At 61.0% G+C, this 2823-nt stretch carries 2 protein-coding genes; one reads left to right on the forward strand and one right to left on the reverse strand.

What is annotated here, in order from left to right; all coding sequences use genetic code 11:
* Window positions 1–335: 335 nt before the first annotated feature.
* Window positions 336–950: a protein-methionine-sulfoxide reductase heme-binding subunit MsrQ gene (gene msrQ / locus ACFTOW_RS13680; RefSeq protein ID WP_379916636.1), complete on the reverse strand. Its 615-nt coding sequence runs from the start codon at window positions 948–950 to the stop codon at window positions 336–338.
* A gap of 186 nt (window positions 951–1136) precedes the next feature.
* Here msrQ and ACFTOW_RS13685 point away from each other — a divergent pair, with 186 nt between their 5' ends.
* On the forward strand, window positions 1137–2792 hold the full coding sequence (locus tag ACFTOW_RS13685) for a calcium-binding protein (protein ID WP_379916638.1): 1656 nt from the start codon (window positions 1137–1139) through the stop codon (window positions 2790–2792).
* The last annotated feature ends 31 nt before the right edge of the window (window positions 2793–2823 follow it).

Raw genomic sequence — 2823 nt, forward strand, 5'->3', positions numbered from 1 at the left:
TGCCTCGATTTTCTCCCAGCTCCAAAACAACTCTCGCCGCCTCGGTCCCGCCCCAACCGCGCCTCAGCGCCGCCGGTGAAGGGGGTTCTACGGTTAACCCCGGATACCCGCAACCCCTTTTTTCGACAACTGACGCATTTTCTTCATAAACCCTGTTTTTCCCGTATTTTCAGTAGGTTGCAGAAAGGAAATTTCGGGAATCCCTTTGTTTGCACTACAAAGATACTCCAGCCTGGATCGTCCTCCTACCACATCTTGGGTTATCCACAGGGATATCCCCAACAAAGCCCAAGACAGGGGTGAATCGGTCCGGTCCAAGGCGTGGAATCACCCGATCAAGCGGCCCGCCAGCGACCGATCAGGCGTTTGAAATCCACCCGCAGTGCCAACACCGCCAGAATCACCGCCAGATAGGCCAGCGGTTCGATCTGCACGCCCTTGCGCAGCCAGATGAAATGCACCGCCCCCAACAGCACCACACCATAGGTCAGCCGGTGCAGCCGCCGCCAGCGTGGACCCAGCCAGCGGACAGCGCGGTTGTTCGAAGTCAGTGCCAGAGGGATCATCAGCAGGAACGCGACCATGCCGATGGTGATGTAGGGGCGTTTCACGATATCGGCCCAGACACGCTCGACGCTCTGCACATCCAGCAAGGCCCAGACGCCGAGGTGCAGCACGACGTAAAAGAACGCCAGCAACCCGAACGCGCGCCGGAACTTCAGCAGGTTCACCCCCAGATGCCGGCGCAGTGGCGTGATACACAGACCAATGATCAGAAGCTGCAGCGCGATCGCCCCATATTCCCGCTGCAGGGCGGATATCGGCTCTGCCCCCATCCGCCCCGTCGCCGCCATATAGAAGAACACCGGCGCGGGTGCGGCGTATATCAGATAGATCACCCAGCTTGGCAGCTTGCGGGCAAAGGCGTTCACTCGGTCGGTAAGGCTCATCTCGTCTTCCTGTTGTTGCGCCACTCCTGCACGCGGCAACTGCATCATTCACGCACGCGCGCTCACGAACCGCACACATCGGCGTGAGAACCGCGTTAATCGCTCCTATCACGGAACTAATGCGGCTTTCGCTGCGTGACTAGGGGATCGGGCGCACCCCTGAGGCCCGACAACAAGGAGACCTACATGTCACATCTTGATGAGAATTTCACAGCGTTCCAGGCCGTGCTGCCCACGGCCGACGCAACATTTTCGGCGGATATCATTGCGCTGAACTCCTCTGGTGCCAGCGGCAACGCGCTTTTTGCCCTTGAAACCGACGGCATGGGCGGCGGGCGCCTGCACGCGCTGATCACTGCCGAAGGGTTGACCCCGGACACCGCACATATCCAGCATATCCACGGTGTGTTCGACGAAATGGGCAACCCCGCCAATTCTCAAAGCCCAACGATCGCTGCCGATGCCGATGGCGACGGCTATGTCGAGGTGCTTGAAGGCGTTCCCAGCTATGGCGATGTTCTGCTCTCTCTGCCGGGGCCGGACGGCATGCCGATGACGGACGCCGAGGGCAACCTGAACTTCTATGCCAGCTATGACATCGCCGACATGTCCAACTTTGTCAGCCCGGTCACCGGGGCGCAGTACAGCTTCGAGGATATCGCCGATCTGGCGCTGCGCGAATATGTCCTGCATGGCGTGACCGTTCCTGACGGCGCGGGTGCCGGAACCGATGGCGAAGTGAACGGCACCGGCGGATTCATCCCGATCCTGCCCGCCGGCGCGTCCGAACTGACAGAAGTGACGCCCGAAATGGCCGCAATGCAGTTCGACCGACAGGCTCTGGATGCCGGTCTGGAATACCGTCTGGATGGCATGGACAACACCCTATTTGCAGGGGCCGGCATGGACACCGTGATTGCTGGGGCCGGCGATGACACGATCTATGGTCAGGACGGCAGTGATGTCCTGAGCGGCATGGCCGATAACGACGAGCTGTATGGTGGCGAAGGCGATGACCTGCTGAACGGCGGCAGCGGCGACGACATGCTGTTCGGCGGGATCGGCAACGACGAGCTTCTTGGCGGTCTGGGCAATGACATGGCCTATGGCGGTCAGGGCGACGATACACTGGCCGGCAATGCCGGGGATGACACGCTCGAAGGCGGCGCTGGCGATGACTTTATTGTCGGTGGCCGGGGCGAGGATGAGCTGTTCGGCGGCACCGGAAACGACCGGCTGCTGGGCGGTGCCGACAATGACATGGCCTACGGCGGTCAGGGCGACGACACCGTGATCGGTCACGGCGGCGACGATTACCTCGAAGGTGGCGAAGGCGATGACCAAATTGTCGGCGGCACGGGCAACGATACGGCGCTTGGCGGTGAAGGTGACGATCACATCATCGGCGGGGCCGGCAATGACGACCTGTTCGGCGGCGACGGTGACGACCTGTTGGGCGGCGGCAACGGCGACGATCTTCTGGTCGGTGGTGCCGGCGACGACATCCTGTTCGGCGGCAATGGTGACGACATCCTTGGCGGCGGCTCGGGCAACAATCGTCTGACCGGGGGGGCCGGCGCGGATGAGTTCCACTTCAATGCAGGCAACGGCCTCGATTTCGTCCGTGACTTCACGCAGGGCGAGGATGTGATCTCGTTCCTAGATGGTGGCGCAATCTCTTTCGCCAACTCGACGAACAGCGATGTCCGCGGCGCCAACGACCTGAGCGAGATGGATTTCGACACGGTCATGAACATTGCCGGGCTCGACATGATGAACGATCAGCAGGTGAGGCTATTTCGCGGTTTGTGTGGGTGGTTTGGTTTCCGGTCATTTGCTTGAGGCACAAGATGTTGTGCGGTAGGGTGATGCC

The sequence above is a fragment of the Lacimonas salitolerans genome (assembly GCF_042677865.1).
GTDB classification, from domain to species: Bacteria; Pseudomonadota; Alphaproteobacteria; order Rhodobacterales; family Rhodobacteraceae; genus Lutimaribacter; species Lutimaribacter salitolerans.

What these genes read in the sequence shown, in the direction of transcription:
- ACFTOW_RS13685 (WP_379916638.1), top strand. Translation starts at nt 1,137, where the DNA reads ATGTCACATCTTGATGAGAATTTCACAGCGTTCCAGGCCGTGCTGCCC.
- msrQ (WP_379916636.1), bottom strand. Translation starts at nt 950, where the DNA reads ATGAGCCTTACCGACCGAGTGAACGCCTTTGCCCGCAAGCTGCCAAGC.